Annotated in this window: 12 protein-coding genes; all 12 read left to right on the top strand. The window is 61.3% G+C overall.

Going from position 1 to position 14,528, the window contains the following annotated elements; translation table 11 throughout:
• The first annotated feature begins 10 nt into the window (after positions 1–10).
• Positions 11–496 (top strand): hypothetical protein, encoded by a 486-nt coding sequence (locus WCL58_RS00530; protein WP_060439708.1) that lies wholly within the window; start codon positions 11–13, stop codon positions 494–496.
• 198 nt (positions 497–694) lie between these two features.
• The gene (locus WCL58_RS00525) at positions 695–3,223 is read left to right on the top strand and encodes a DUF2169 domain-containing protein (RefSeq protein WP_336850298.1); all 2,529 of its coding nucleotides are present in this window, start codon (positions 695–697) and stop codon (positions 3,221–3,223) included.
• A complete protein-coding gene (locus WCL58_RS00520; protein WP_336850297.1) occupies positions 3,220–4,287 on the top strand; it encodes a pentapeptide repeat-containing protein in 1,068 nt (355 codons plus the stop codon). Before WCL58_RS00525 ends, WCL58_RS00520 begins: the two co-directional genes overlap by 4 nt.
• A 30-nt stretch (positions 4,288–4,317) precedes the next feature.
• A complete protein-coding gene (locus tag WCL58_RS00515; RefSeq protein WP_336850295.1) occupies positions 4,318–4,953 on the top strand; it encodes a DUF3540 domain-containing protein in 636 nt (211 codons plus the stop codon).
• 16 nt (positions 4,954–4,969) lie between these two features.
• Positions 4,970–5,362: a DUF4150 domain-containing protein gene (locus WCL58_RS00510; RefSeq protein ID WP_004934933.1), complete on the top strand. Its 393-nt coding sequence runs from the start codon at positions 4,970–4,972 to the stop codon at positions 5,360–5,362.
• 47 nt (positions 5,363–5,409) lie between these two features.
• A complete protein-coding gene (gene tagV, locus WCL58_RS00505) occupies positions 5,410–5,910 on the top strand; it encodes a type VI secretion system accessory protein TagV (RefSeq protein WP_019452982.1) in 501 nt (166 codons plus the stop codon).
• Positions 5,911–5,939: 29 nt separating this feature from the next.
• On the top strand, positions 5,940–6,470 hold the full coding sequence (gene tssJ / locus WCL58_RS00500) for a type VI secretion system lipoprotein TssJ (RefSeq protein WP_087763084.1): 531 nt from the start codon (positions 5,940–5,942) through the stop codon (positions 6,468–6,470).
• Positions 6,471–6,510: 40 nt separating this feature from the next.
• Positions 6,511–7,857 (top strand): type VI secretion system baseplate subunit TssK, encoded by a 1,347-nt coding sequence (gene tssK, locus WCL58_RS00495; protein ID WP_033638522.1) that lies wholly within the window; start codon positions 6,511–6,513, stop codon positions 7,855–7,857.
• Positions 7,858–7,878: 21 nt separating this feature from the next.
• A complete protein-coding gene (locus WCL58_RS00490; RefSeq protein WP_080480317.1) occupies positions 7,879–9,081 on the top strand; it encodes a DotU family type VI secretion system protein in 1,203 nt (400 codons plus the stop codon).
• Positions 9,081–12,716, top strand: a complete 3,636-nt coding sequence (gene tssM, locus WCL58_RS00485; RefSeq protein WP_336850293.1) for a type VI secretion system membrane subunit TssM — start codon at positions 9,081–9,083, stop codon at positions 12,714–12,716. The genes WCL58_RS00490 and tssM overlap by 1 nt, the downstream gene beginning before the upstream one ends.
• Positions 12,717–12,734: 18 nt before the next feature.
• Positions 12,735–13,454, top strand: coding sequence for a type VI secretion system-associated protein TagF (tagF, locus tag WCL58_RS00480; protein WP_060420743.1), 720 nt, complete (start codon positions 12,735–12,737; stop codon positions 13,452–13,454).
• 23 nt (positions 13,455–13,477) lie between these two features.
• Positions 13,478–14,509, top strand: coding sequence for a type VI secretion system protein TssA (gene tssA, locus WCL58_RS00475; RefSeq protein WP_060420740.1), 1,032 nt, complete (start codon positions 13,478–13,480; stop codon positions 14,507–14,509).
• Positions 14,510–14,528 lie beyond the last annotated feature (19 nt).

Here is a 14,528-nt window from a genome sequence, read left to right as displayed (position 1 = left end):
AAGCGTCACGATGGGTTCGTTTATTGACTTTGCGACACAGGATAGTCTCTGGGGAAAAGTCGTCTTTACCCTGTTCGGCATTTTGGTTGGCGGCGTACTCATCGCCGCAATTTGCAAAAATATTTTGCCGACAAATAAACCACTGTCTTTCCCTGTACGTCTGCTCATCTTTGTCGTGCTGATGTTGGCACTTCTGAAATACAACCAGTACGTGATGTCGGCGGTGAATTACCCCGCAGAGCTGATCGGTTTCCTTATCCTGCCCGGTTTCCTGATGGTTTACTTGGGCGTAACCTCTCCCGGCGGCGGGCTGTCGCAGATGGGAGAACTGGGATGCTTCGCTCTGCTCGCCGCACTGCTGGTGCTGGCATCCGCCGTGGTCGGTTTCTTTGCGCCCTATCACCTGGAAAGCGGTGTTCAATTTACAGCCAAGGCAATCGCTGCCGCACTATCCGTCGCAACAGTCCTGTTGGTACGCAGGGGTCTTTCCATATAACTATTTATAATTAATAGCATTTATATCTTATCCGTCGTTTCGATTGGGGGAACGTTAGCGTCCCCTGAACCAAACTTTGGGTGAATATTTTCATCTGATGTGACTTTGCCTGATATCCAATAAAGCGAAAAACGGGATTGTTTTTGTGCGGCGCAACATGTTGCCCCGCAGGTATCTACCGGAAGCCTTGCACACACAATGAAAGTCGTAAAACCTTTGCGTCTGAGCACGCTTCATCGCCCCTACCGTTGGCAGGGGGAAAATTACCTTGGCGTCTCCGTTTTGGCATTAGCCGATATGGGGGCATCCCCACGTCTGCGTCCCGAGCCTGAACTATGGCAGCTCGCCAGCGAAGAGCTGGCACTGAGCGGGGGCGTGCTCGATCTCGCCTTCCCCAAAGCCTGCGCAGAATTTCTTGCCACCGGCTACGCCTATACCCATCATCAAGCTGATAAAACGGCTTGTGCGGTTAAAATCCAACTGGATACGCTGGAGAAAACGCTGGTGGTCTTCGGCGATCGTCACTGGATCAATGACCGCCCCTCATCCCCACTCCCCTTTGATGAAATGCGTCTGGATTGGAGCCGCGCTTTCGGCGGCCCACAATGGGTTGAAAACCCGCACGGCCTTGGCGCTAACCCAGAAACATGTCCACGGGGTTCTCGCTGCCCTCTCCCCAATATCGAACCCCTGCACAATCGACTGAGCTCGCCGCGCCAGACGCCGCTCCCCGTCAGCTTTGACGCGCTGGACATCAATTGGCCGCGCCGCTTCAGTCGCATAGGCAAAAAATATGACGCCAACTGGCTGCAACATGAATTCCCAGGGTTGGCCAGCGATACTGACTGGCGCCTGTTTAATATGGCGGATAACGATCAACAGTGGCCACAGCGCGACGCACTTCCGAGCGGTGCCACCTATCGCATTTGGAACATGCACCCGCAAATCCCCTGTCAACACGGACAGCTACCCGCATGGGTAGCCCGTTGTTTTATCAATCGTCTGCGGCACGGTGAGCCTGAGCTCGAAGAGATCGCCATGCGGCACACGACGGTCTGGTTCTTTCCACATCGCCAACAGATGCTGTTGATTTATCACGGCAGCGCACGCATTGACGAAGACGACGCCGCTGACGTTCTGCACCTTATGCCGGCGTTAGAGCTGTCTGGGGCCACTCGTTCTACCAATCATTATCGCAAAGTGTTGCGCCAACGCAGCGATACCGAGAAAGGCGGTTTATTCGCTTTTCGCGAGAAAGAACTGGTACCTGAATCAGCTATCGGCCCCTGGCTGGATACGGAGCAATCGACGGAAGAAAGCCCGGCGGTACGCAACCTCACTCGCTATCAGCGACACCTGCAGCAACACTATCGCGATCGCCGACTCTCGGAAGGCCAGGACATCGATGAAGCGCTTCCCCCTACGGAACGCCCCGCATTGGATGAATTGCCCGACTATGTCGAACGTCTTGAACAAGAAGCCGAGCAAAGACAGCAGGCCCTGTATGACGAACTACGAGCCCAAGGGGTTGATCCGCAAAGCGTCGCCGAGCCGCCGTTAAGCAGTGGGCATGAAAACTTCCAGCAGATGCGGGATCTGCTTTACCAACACAGCGATCCTGCCGATCGCCGCCGTCTGGAAGAACAGGAACAGGCGCTGTACCAGGCCTACCTGATGACCGCACAATCGCAAGGTCCAGCGCCACGCCTGAGCGGCGACTTAGCAACGATAATACGTAACCGCGCGATGGCCACCCAACGCGGCGATAAAAACTTCAGCGGTATCGATCTGACCGGCGCCGATCTTTCCGGATTGGATCTCACCGGCGCAGACTTCAGCCGTTGTTTGCTGGAAAACGCCAATTTCAGCGGTTGCCGCCTCGATCATGCCAATTTTGAACAGGCGATGTTGGCACGTGCAGACTTCACCGACGCCCGCTTGCAAGGGGTTAACCTCAATCACGCCTCGCTGGCATTGGCCCACTGTGTGAACGCTGACTTTTCTCACGCAACCCTGGTGGAAACCAATATTCAGGAAACGCTGTTCAAAAACTGCAATTTCACGGGAAGCAGACTGGAGCAGTTGGCAGGATACCGCACCTTTATGACGCAGTGTGATTTCTCTCAGGCCACACTCTCTGTGATCACGATGATGGCTTTAACACTGAGCCAGCTGAAATTTCACCGAGCCAAGCTGGAGAAGGTGACGTTCATTCGCTGCCAACTCGAAGGATTCGACTTCAGCCATGCTCGGCTCGATACCTGTTCGTTGGTCGAAACCCGTGCGGAAGGCTGCTCTTTTCAGGGTGCCAGGCTGCAAACATGCTCTTTTGTCGCACAAAGCGCGATGCCAGGAGCAAACTTCAGCGAAGCGACGCTCAAGCAATGCAATTTGCGTCAGTTACCGCTACATCAGGCCTGTTTCCGTCTTGCACGGATTGATAACAGCGACTTTTCCGAGGCCCAGCTCACCGCCGCCAACCTGCAGAAAGCGAACGGCAATGGCAGCTTGTTCATCCGCTGCGACTTCAGCAACGCCGATCTGTCGAATGCCAGTTTTGTCAGCGCAGTGATGCAAAAAAGCCTGTTCAGCGGTGCCGACTTGCGCGGCGCGAATTTGTTCCGGGCCGACCTGTCGCAGTCGCGGATCGACGGTTCAACAAAAATTGAAGGTGCTTATACCCGGCAAACGAAAACGCTGCCTCGCACCGCTCAGGAGAAAGTATGACGCTTGAAGCAGAAAGCGTTCGGCAGCAAATAGAGCGCGGTGAACCTCTGCAGGAATGTGATATCAGCCATTTGGATCTGCGCGGCTGGGATTTGTCCGGCATGATTTTTTCACGAGTAAACCTGCAAGGCATAGATTTCAGCGGATGCAATCTGCAGGAGGCCACCTTCAGCGAATGCTGTCTGGATCAGTGCTGTTTCGCCCGGCAAACCTTGCACCAGACCACCTTCAATCAGTGCGCCCTGGCGGGTGCCAACTTCACGGAATGCCGACTGGAGCAAAGCATTTTCAATGAATGCCGGTTGAACGACGCCAGTTTCAAACAGACCGTGCTCGACCAAACGCAGTTTATGCGCTGCCCGCTCGAACGCAGTGACTTTTGCGCGTCTATTCAGGATCGCGTGACTTTCTACGAAACGGCATTGTTGCAGGTTAATCTGGCTCAAAGTCAGTTGACGCTTGTCACTTTTTTTCGCCTTGACCTACGTAAGACTGAATTAAAAAACTGTTTTTTCGACCGCGTCACGTTTTTCGAATGTGACCATCGCGGCAAAAGTTACGCCGGGCAGCGCCTCATCGCCTGCCAGTTTACCGATAACCAACTGGACGACGTCGATTTCAGCCAGGCGACGCTGCGCCAGAGCAATTTCAAGGGCGCTTCGCTGCGGCGTGCCAACCTGACGGGCGTGCAAGCGCAGCAGTCGCTGTGGCTGGAGGCCAATTTGACTCAGGCGCAGTGCCGCAGCGGGCAGTTCGATCAGGCGCTCTTCAGCGAAGCGACGCTGGATGCCGCCAACTTCAGCCAGGCGCGCCTGTATCAATGCGTGTTCCAGCGCAGCCGTGCGGCACGCTGTGATTTCAGCGACAGCGACCTGACCTACGCCGATTTCTGTTATGCCGACATCGGCGCCGCCGATTTTCGGCGCGCGCGCTTTATGCGCACCCGCATGCACCGCGCCCACCAGCAGCAAACGCGCTGGGGCGATCGCAGCGGAATTCTCGAGCGCGACGAAGAACTGTACGCCGCCGAAACCTGGAGCGCACAGCGCCAGAGCCGAATCTGAATGCATTGACCACTTCACGAGGGGATCACCATGAGCGTTGCCAACACAACTCGCGCCGTCAACATCGCACCGCCCCAGCAGGCCGCCGGCCAGGTCGTCAACCTGTTGCCGGACGGCAGCCTGGTGGTGGAGTGCGAAGGCCGCGGCTGGCATTGCCGCCGGGCGGCGAGCTGCCTGCTGACGCCGGCCCTCGGCGATAACGTGCTGGTCGCCGGCTGCGGCCACCAGCTGTGGGCGATCGCCGTTCTCGAACGTGCGGAGCCGCAAAGCGCAGCGCGGCTCTGCGTCACAGGCGATCTGCAAATTGAAACGCTGAGCGGTTCACTGTCGCTGCACAGCGCGCAGGCGCTAAAGCTGAGCGGCGACGCCATGACGCTGCAGGCCAACAGCGGCGACTGCCACGTCGACAAGATGAAATACAGCGGCGAGGAACTGTCGGCCTTCGTCAGTATCAGCCGCCTGGTCGGCAAGCGCTGCGAGTCGCTGTGGCATTCGGTCAGCCAGATCAGCCATTCGCTGTTCCGTAAAGTGCGCCAAACCGAGCACGTGCGCGCCGGGCAGCTGGATTATCAGGCGGAAGACTACGCCCGCATTCATGCCCGCAACACGCTCATTACCTCAAAAGACATCACCAAGCTGGATTCGGAACAAATCCACGTCGGATAACCTGCGGAGGCCTTTTATGTTTGCCAACAGCCAAATGATCGGCGTGGACCTGGCGTTTCCCGACGTCTGTCTGACGCCAAGCCCGGCGCCGGTGCCCGTGCCCTACCCGGATATCGCCCTGGCGCCGACCGCCATCCCGAATGCGTTCAACATTCTGTTCGTCGGCACCCCGGCGCACAACATGGCGACGGTGACGCCGCTGACCAACGGCGACAACCCCGGCGTGGCCACCGGCGTCGCTTCCGGGACGGTGATGGGGCCGTCCCGCCACCTGACCGGCGCCTTTACCGTATTGCTCAAAGGCACCCCGGCCACCCGGCTGACCAGCCTCAGCCTGCAGAATTCCACCAACGCGCTCGGCATGCGCATCGTGCCGAGCCAATTAAAAGTGTTGCTGCTTGCGCCCTGATGACGGCGCCTTATTACACAGCCATTCAATCAAGAAAAGAGGACATTGTGAAAACACGGATTACCCTGACGCTGTTGACCGCCCTGACGCTTGCCGGTTGTTCCACCCCGCCGCCACCGCCGCCGGCGCTCAATAACGACGCTATCGTCAGCAGTGAAGTCAACGGCGTCACGCTGCAGCACCGCGCCGCGGTGAGCGCGCCGAAGCAGTTCAAACCGATCGGTGAGGAGTACCGCAGCCTGTACGCCGCCAGCATCATGAGCAGCCCGAATTATACCGGCACCGCCGTCGGCAGCCTGGACAACGCCGCCGCGTTCTACGCGCTGGGCGAAGTGGAAAACAACTGGCTGGCGATCTCCGCCATCCGCGGTGGCGATCTGGTGGGATATATCCAGGCCAACGCCGGCGTACCGGAAGCGCGCTACAAATCGACGCTGCGCAAAGATCTGCCGCGCCGCGCACGCGCCGCCAAACAGGACTGCGTCAAAGTCGGCGGCGACAGCAAGGCGTGTAAAAACGCCGGTTCAGCTACCTGGATCCTCCAGTAGTCAGCACGCCTGCGGGCGACGAGATTCCCATGATGACGACTCCTATCGCTTCCCGCTGGTGCGGGATGCTGTTTCTGCTGCTGGGCGCGTTGGCGCTCGGCGGCTGCATGTCTTCCGCCAAAAGCGTGCCGTCGCGTTACAGCCTGGTGTTCGATGCCGATCGCCAGGTCAACGCCGCCGCCGGCGCGCAACCGGCGCCGATCAAAATCCGCGTGCTGCTGCTGCGTTCGGATGCGGAATTTATGGATGCCGACTTCTTCAGTCTGCAAAACGACGCCAAAAGCGTGCTCGGCAACAGCCTGCTGGACAGCGATCAGTTCTTCCTGACGCCGGGCCAGACCGGCAAGAAGCTCGGCGGGCAAAGCGCGTTGGATGCGCGCTACATCGGCGTAATCGCCGAGTATCAAAATCTGGACGGCAAGACCTGGCGCATTTCACTGCCGCTGCCGGAACCCACCGAAACCAATTTCTACAAGGTATGGCAATTCTCGCCGGATGAGCTGGAAGCGCATATCGTCGCGGGCGTGAATGGCCTGCACCCCGTAAAAAAGGTCGACTGACCTACCGCTGTGCTGAAGCGAAGTAACTATAGGTGTGATGATGAAAGATGCTCATAAGGTTGTCTGGACTGAGGGAATGTTTTTGCGCCCTCACCATTTCCAGCAGGCGGAAAACTATCTCGAAGGCTATATGCGCAACTGGGGCCAGGCCCACAGCGGCTGTTTCTGGGGGTTCCTGACCCTGGATCTGGACCAAACGCTGCTGCGCCAGGGCAAGATTGCGCTCAACGCCGCCAGCGGCATCATGCCGGACGGCACGCCGTTTCGCTTCGCCGGCGCCCAGCAGGCACCCGCGCCGCTGACCATCGCCGAAAACAAGACCGGTGAAAACGTGGTGCTGGCCCTGCCGACCTATCGCGCGGGGCGTGAAGACGTGATCTTTCAGGAAAGCCCGGAGGCGCTGGCGCGCTATCTGGCTTACGAGAACGAAGTCGACGATCTCAACGCCGTCTCGGTGGGCAGCGCGGCGCTGCAGTTCGGCCGCCTGCGCCTGCGGCTGATGCTGGAGAGCGAACTCAACGCCGAATGGACCGCGCTCGGCGTGACCCGCGTGCTGGAAAAACGCGGCGACAACAGCCTGCGCCTCGATACCGCGCAGATCCCGCCGATGCTGAACTGCCAGGGCAACCCGGTACTGAAAACCTTCATCAACGATCTGCAGGGCCTGCTGCAACAGCGCAGCCAGCAGATGAGCCAGCGCCTGCTGCAGCCGGGCCGCGGCGGCAGTTCCGAAATGGTCGATTTCATGCTGCTGCAGCTGATCAACCGCCATCTTGGCCAGGTGAGCCACGCCTACCACCTCGACCATCTGCACCCGGAGCGCCTGTTCGCTGATTGGCTGCAGTTCGCCACCGAACTCGCCAGCTTCTCGGCGCAGCGCACCCCGGAAGGCCGCCTGCCGGTGTATGACCACGACAACCTGGCGTTGTGCTTCGGCAAGCTAATGTTGTTGCTGCGTCAGGGGCTGTCGGTGGTGCTGGAAGACAACGCCATTCAGCTGACGCTGGTCGAACGCTCCCACGGGTTGAACGTCGCCACCGTGCAGGACGCCAAAATGATGCGCGATTTCGGCTTCGTGCTGGCGGTGCGCGCCGACGTGGCCGCCGAGGTGTTGCTGACCCATTTCCCGGCGCAGATGAAGATCGCACCGGTCACGCGCATCCGCGATTTGGTCCAGCTGCAGCTGCCGGGCATCGGTTTGCGCACCATGCCCGCCGCGCCGCGCCAGATCCCCTATCACGCCGGCTACACCTACTTCGAGCTGGAAAAAGGCGGCGACCTGTGGAAACAGATGGAAAAATCCAGCGCCTTCGCCCTGCACCTGGCCGGCGAATTCCCGGGGCTGGACATGGAATTTTGGGCGATTCGCAGCCATACGGACCGGTAACCTATGACTCAGGAAAATAGCATGTCGCCGGCGGCCAATCCGCTGGTGGACGCCGCCAACCCACTGCTGAACGCCATTTCGCAGATCCGCCAGTCGGCCACGCACGCCAACCCGGCGCAGCTGCGCCAACAGCTGATCGATGAAATGCGCCGCTTCGAGATCCGCGGCCAACGCGCCAACCTGCCGTACGAAGTGATCATCGGCGCGCGTTATTGCCTGTGCACCGCGCTGGATGAAGCGGCGGCGCTGACCCCGTGGGGCAGCAACAGCGTGTGGTCCGGCAGCGGGCTGCTGGTGACCTTCCATAACGAAACCTGGGGCGGCGAGAAGTTTTTCCAGCTGCTGGCCAAGCTGTCGCAAAGCCCGCGCGAGCACATCAACCTGCTGGAGCTGATCAATTATTGCCTGTTGCTGGGCTTTGAAGGCCGCTACCGGGTGATGGAAAACGGCCGCTCGCAGTTGGAAACCATGAAGCAGCGCCTGCTGCAGCTGATCCGGTCGGTGCGCGGCGGTTATGCCCCGCCGCTGTCGCCTCATGCGCTGGATCTGCCGGTGCAGCAGAAGCTGTGGCGCCCGCTGGTGCCGCTGTGGGCCTGCGTGGCGTTGACCGGCTTCCTGGCTTCGCTGCTGTTCATCGCCCTCAACTGGCGGCTGGGCGACAACACCAGCCCGGTGCTGGCGGCGATTTACCAAACCAATCTGCCGCAAGTGGCGATCGGTAACCCGGCGCCGGCCGCGCCGCCGACGCTGAGCCTGAAAAGCTTCCTGCGCAAAGAGATCGCCGAAGGGCTGGTGGTGGTGCGCGACGAAGCGCAGCAAAGCGTGGTGATCCTCAAAGGCGACGGGCTGTTCGACTCCGCCGCCACCACGGTGCGCGCCAACTATATTCCGGTCATCGACCGCATCGCCGCCGCCATGAACGGCGTCAGCGGCAAGATCCTGGTCACCGGCTACAGCGACAACGTGCCGATCCGCAGCGCCCGTTTCGCCTCCAACTGGGAGCTGTCGCTGGCGCGCGCCGAAGCGGTCAGCGCCCGCTTGCAAAAGCACCTTGCCAACCCGCAGCGGGTCAAGGCCGAGGGCCGCGGCGAAAGCAACCCCGTCGCGCCGAACGATAACAAAGTGAACCGCGCGTTGAACCGCCGGGTAGAAATTACGCTGTTGGTCGCCCCGGAAAATACCCAGGCGGAAATCAACGGCTTGCCGCAAGGAACCGGAAAGTAATGCTCAGTACGTTATTCTCCATCATCACCAGCCGCCTGCTGTGGGGCTTTGTCGGCATCACCGCGCTGGCGTTCATCATCTGGATGATCGGCCCGCTGGTGGCCATCGGCGACTATCGCCCGCTGGAGCCGGAACTCAACCGCCAGATCGCCATCGGCGTTATCTACCTGATCTGGTTCCTGTGCCGCCTGATCCCGCGCCTCTACAGCGCCTGGTTCAACAGTCGCCTGCTGAGCAACCTGCGCGCCGCCGAAGCGGTGCCGGCGGAAGACGGCAAGCCCGAGATCAAACAAGACGATCAGCTGGCTCAGCGCTTCGACGAAGCGGCGCAGCTGCTGAAAAAGGCGCGCTTCGCACCGGGCCAGGAGGGCGGCAAACATCGCTGGATGACCCGCTTCAGCCGCCAATATCTGTACCAGTTGCCGTGGTATGTGATCATCGGCGCGCCCGGCGCCGGTAAAACCACCGCGCTGGTCAACTCCGGCCTGCACTTCCCGCTGGCGGATCGCTTCGGCAAAGCCGCGCTGCGCGGCGTGGGCGGCACCCGCAACTGCGACTGGTGGTTTACCAACGACGCCGTGCTGCTCGACACCGCCGGCCGCTACACCACGCAGGAAAGCCAGCGCGAAGAAGATGCCGGCGAGTGGCAAAGCTTCGTCGCGCTGCTGAAAAAATACCGCACCCGCCAGCCGATCAACGGCGTGATGGTGACCATCAGCGTGGCCGATCTGCTGAGCGACAGCGCCGAAGCGCGTGCCGCCCAGGCCAGCGCGCTGCGCAAACGCCTGATCGAACTGCACGAGCAGTTGGGCATTCACTTCCCGGTCTATGTGCTGGTGACCAAAACCGACCTGCTCAACGGCTTTATGGCCTACTTTGGCAGCTTCGACAAAGCACAGCGCGACCAGATCTGGGGGTTCACCTTCCCTTACGAGCGCTCGCGGCAGCCGGACTTCAATCTGAACGCCGCTTTCGAACAGCAATACGCCCTGCTGCAACAGCGGCTGGACGCGGCGCTGCCGGATACGCTGCTGATGGAGCACGACGCGCGCCAGCGCGCTGAAAGTTATCTGTTCCCGCAGGAGTTCGCTGCCCTGCGCCCGCTGCTCAGTCAATACCTGGAACAGGTGTTCGCCACCTCCAGTTTTGAAACCCGCTTTACCCCGCGCGGCATCTATTTCACCAGCGGCACGCAGGAAGGCCTGCCGTTCGACCGGGTGATGGGCGAGCTGAACCGCTATCTGCAGCTGCCGACGGCAAACTCAGGGGCGCAGGCCAACGCTGCCTGGGACAGCGTGGGCCAGGAAACGCCGATCCCGGCAGCCAAAGGCCAAAGCTTCTTCCTGAAAGAGACGCTGGAATCGGTGGTCTTCCAGGAATCCGGGCTGGCGGGCAGCAACCGCTGGTGGGAATACCGCAATCGCGCCCTGCACTGGGCGGGTTACATCGCGCTGGCGGTGATCCTGGCGGTGCTGGCGATGCTCTGGTTCACCAGCTACGGCAACAACAAGGCCTATCTGGCGGAAGTGGCCGCCAAGGTGCCCGGCGTCGAGCGCCAGGGGCAAAACCTGACGCAGTTGGGTAACGGCGACATGTTCTCGCTGCTGCCGTTCCTCAATAGCCTGCTGCACCTGCCGGACAGCCAGAACTTTTCGCTGGACGATCCGCCGTTCACCTACCGCATGGGGCTGTTCCGCGGCGATCAGGTGGGCGACGCCGGCAATGCGCTGTACCAAAAAGCGCTGAAAGAGCTGCTGCTGCCGCAGGTGGCGCAACAGATCGCCACCACGCTGCGCAACGACAACCACGGCGATGCGGACTTCAGCTACGAAGCGCTGAAGGCCTATCAGATGCTGTATCTGCCAAAGCAGTACGACGGCAAATTCCTGCGCGCCTGGGTGATGCTTAACCTGCAGCGCAACCTGCCGCAGGGCAGCACCCAAAAACAGCTGCAGCAGATCGAATGGCACCTGAGCCAACTGCTGGATACGCAGATCCAGGCCTCGCCTTACGCCAAAGACGAACCGCTGGTGGCGCAGGCGCAGGCCGCCATCAATCGGGCGCCGCTGTCGCAGCGCGTCTATGGCCGCCTCAAACGTCTGCTGCTGAAACAGACCGACATCAAGCCGGTCAGCCTGGTCGATTTGGCCGGCCCGCAAACCGAGCTGGCGTTCAGCCGCAAAAGCGGCAAACCGGTGACCGACGGCGTACCGGGCCTGTTCACCTCACAAGGGTACTGGAAAGCGTTCAGCGACAACATCGACCCGGTGACCGACACGCTGCGCAAGGAAGACGTCTGGGTGTTGAACAGCCAGGCGCCGGAGCAGAAGAGCGCCGATTTGACCAAGACCATCCGCCAGCTGTACATGCAGGACTTCATCAGCGCCTGGGATGCGCTGCTGGGAGATATCCAGCTGGCCAACATCGGCAACCTGACCCAGCGCATCAGCAGCGCGCGACTACTCTCCGGCAACCCGTCGCCGATGCGTAACCTGCTGGTCAACGTCAGCAAAAACGTCACCCTGCGCGACGAGAAAAGCGACGCCGATTCCCGTTCGCTGCTGGCCAAAACCGAAGACAGACTGAATCAGAACGCCAACCGCACGCTGGAAGCGCTGTTCACCAACCGACCGGCCAACGCCGACGGCGACGTGTCGGCCCAGCCGGAACAGCTGGTGATGGCGCACTTCGCGCCGCTGCTGGAGCTGGCGCAAAGCCAGGGCGAAGGCAATAAGGCGATCCCTTTCGACAGCGTGCTGAAGCAGGTCGATGAGCTGTACAGCTATCTGACGGCGGTACAGGGCGCGGCCAACAGCGGCATGTCGGCACCGCCGAGCGACATCATCCCTCGTCTGCAGGCCGAATCCGGCCGCTTGCCGGTGCCGTTCAAACAGATGCTGCTGTCGCTGGCGATCGGTGCCAGCAGCGACACCCAGCGTAAAGAGATGGAGAACGTGAAAAAGCGCATCAGCTTCGAGGTCGGCAGCTTCTGCCGCCAGGCGATCGCCGGCCGTTATCCGCTGGTGGCCCGGGCGCGCCAGGACGTGACGCCGGACGATCTGGCGCGCATGTTCGCGCCGAACAGCGGGCTGATGGACAGTTTCTTCCGCGACAATCTGCAGGGCAAGGTCGACACCACCCGCGCCAACTGGCGCTTTACTCCCGGCGTGGACGGCAAGACGCTGCCCGGCGGCGAAGGCATCCTGCGTTCGTTCCAGCAGGCGCAGCGCATCCGCGACGCCTTCTTCGCCAACGGTACCGCGACGCCCTCGTACCGCGTGACCGTGCGGCCAGTGCGGATGGATAACGACATCCTCAACCTGACGCTGGATATCGACGGCCAACTGTTCAAATACAGCCATGGCCCTCAGGTACCGCTGGTGGTCAGCTGGCCGGGCACCCGCAATACCAACCAGGTGCATTTGCAGCTGGCGCTGGCCAACGGCACCACCGCCAGCCTGGTGACCAGCGGGCCATGGGCGCTGAACCGCCTGGTGGACATGGCGCAATCCTCGGGCACCGGCGGCCTCGGCCGCCAGGCGACGTTCAATCTCGACGGCCATCGCGTCACGCTGGAGTTCACGCCCAACAGCATCCGTAATCCGTTCCAACTGCCGGCCTTCTCGTGCCCGTAGCCCCGAAAGGACATGATCATGAGCACTGATTCAAGCGCCCCGACGAGCCTCGGCTGGTACGGAAAACTTCCTTCCGCCGGCGATTTTCTGCAGCGCCGCCTGCCCGATCCGGTGGTCAACAACTGGGCCCACTGGTTCCATAACGGGCTGGTGAATTTGCAGCGCGATGCGCAGGGGCCAAACGGCCACCCGTTCAGCAACGCACCGGTGTGGAACTTCGTGATCCCCGCCACGCTCGGCAGCCCGTACGTGCAGATGGGCTGCCTGTTGCCGGCGCGCGATCGCGTCGGGCGGCGCTACCCGATCTGCGCGCTACGCCTGTTCAGCCTGCAAGAATGGCGCCCGCAACAGCTGAACATGGCGGCGAGCTGGTACCAGCAGCTCGGCCATACCCTGCTGAACGGCGTGCGCAACGGCTTCTCCGCCGAACAGATCGACCGCACGCTGCAGGCAATCCCGGCGCTGCCCAGCCCACCGGCGGAAACGGATTCCGAGATATTGTCGATTATCGGTTTTCAGCATCCGGACGTGCCGGGTCTCGGCTGGCAACAGGCCGCCGACTGTTTCGATCCGGCGCAGTACACCAGCTTCTGGTGGACCAATCAGGCCGACGGACACCCGCTCTACACTCACGTGCACAGCGGCAACCTCACCGTGCAGCTGTTTTCACTGCTGTTCGAGCCCAACGGCTGGGCACGCCCCGGCCGCGGCGGCCAGTACCCGCAAATGTTTGATTAACATCGTTCGTTGAAGGAAATTCTATGGCTATCGACACCGATACCCTGCTGGCCCCGGTTGACGCGGACAATCCCTGCGGCGACAACCTGGAATACGACGCCGACTTTCTGGCAATGGCGCGCGCCGCCACCGGCAAGGCCGAACAGCAGTTCGGCAGCACCATCATTCCGGAAGAAGCGCCGGATTGGGTGCAGGTCGAACGCCTCGCGACCTCGCTGCTGGCGCGCACCAAAGACCTGCGCGTCATGCTGTATCTCACCCGCGCCTGGACCCAGCTGCGCGGGTTGCCGGGCTACGCCGACGGGCTGACGCTGATCCACCAGTCGATACTCCGTTACTGGGATGCTCTGCAACCGGCATTGGAGTTCGACGGCGAAGCCGACCCGCTGTTTCGCATCAATGCGCTGGCCGACCTCGGCGACAAAGCCGCGCTGGCCGCCAGCGTGCGCACCGCGCCGCTGCTGAAAAGCGCCGCCGGTGAAATCTCGCTGCGCGATGCCGGCGCCCTGCTCGACGGCAGCAAGCAAGAGTGCCCCAACTTTCCCGGCGGCCGCGCACGGTTGCAGGATGAGCTGGCGCAGCAGGGCCGCCCCGAAGGCGCACTGGTGACGCACATCGCCCACACCCTGGGCGCCATTCGCAGTGAAGTGACCCGCCATCTGGGGGAAAGCGCCCTGCCGGAAATGGGCGCGCTGACCAAGGTATTTTCTCTGGTGGCGCTCGCCGGCCAGAGCGATGCCCCGGCCGCCGCCGAACCCGACGCCCCGCCGGAAACCGCCGCCCAGCAACAACCGGCTGCGATGCAAAACGCCACGGCACCGCTGAACTGGCGCAGCGCGCAGATCCAGTCGCGCGACGACGCCCAGCTGATGCTGGACAAGGTGAAAAACTATTTTCGTCTTCATGAGCCGAGCCACCCGGCGCCGCTGATGATCGATCGGGTCCAGCGGCTGATTACGTTGGACTTTATGCAAATCGTCCGCGATTTGGCGCCCGATGGGCTTAACCAACTGGAGACCATTCTCGGTCGCCCCGACCACGAGGAGAACAGCTAGCCGCCGACCTTTGTTCTCT

The sequence above is a fragment of the Serratia sp. TMDUHS_CL genome (genome assembly GCF_037137105.1).
Taxonomy (GTDB): Bacteria; Pseudomonadota; Gammaproteobacteria; order Enterobacterales; family Enterobacteriaceae; genus Serratia; species Serratia nevei.
This window is presented reverse-complemented; position numbering and strand designations above follow the sequence as displayed.